The sequence below is a fragment of the Collimonas sp. GW821-FHT02H07 genome (assembly GCF_059421505.1).
Map to the genome: position 1 here is coordinate 1 of NZ_JBWKVC010000051.1, position 740 is coordinate 740.

The 740-nt window shown below is 56.6% G+C and carries 1 protein-coding gene; it reads left to right on the top strand.

What is annotated here, in order from left to right; genetic code table 11:
- Positions 1–740, top strand: a 740-nt coding sequence (locus AC07V8_RS25765; protein WP_494721513.1) for a hypothetical protein, incomplete at both ends; no start/stop codon positions are given.

Below are 740 nucleotides of genomic sequence, written 5' to 3' on the forward strand. Positions count from 1 at the left end.
CCAGTCGACGTCGAGGTCGACAATGACGACACGTTGCTGTTGGTGGTGCTCAGGCCACTGGACAGCGATGTGACATTACTATTCGTGCTGCTCAGGCCAGTCGAAGTCGAGGTCGACAGCGAAGATACGCTGCTGTTGGTAGTGCTGAGGCCGCTGGACAGCGAAGTGACGTTACTGTTCGTGCTGCTCAAACTGGTCGACGTCGATGTCGACAGTGACGATACGTTGCTGTTTGTCGTGCTCAGGCCGGTCGATGTCGAAGTCGACAACGAAGACACATTGCTGTTAGTGGTGCTGAGACCGCTGGACAGCGATGTGACATTACTATTCGTGCTGCTTAGGCCAGTCGAAGTCGAGGTCGACAGCGACGATACGCTGCTGTTGGTGGTGCTGAGGCCACTGGACAACGAAGTGACGTTGCTGTTCGCCGTGCTCAACCCCGTCGAAGTTGACGTCGACAATGACGACACGTTGCTATTGGTGGTACTGAGGCCACTGGACAGTGAAGTGACGTTGCTGTTCGTGCTGCTCAAGCCAGTCGATGTCGAAGTCGACAGCGACGACACGCTGCTGTTGGTGGTGCTGAGACCGCTGGACAGCGAAGTGACGTTACTGTTCGTGCTGCTCAGGCCTGTCGACGCGGAAGTCGACAACGAAGACACACTGCTGTTGGTGGTGCTGAGGCCACTGGACAGTGAAGTGACGTTGCTGTTGGTGCTGCTCAAGCCGGTCGACGTCGA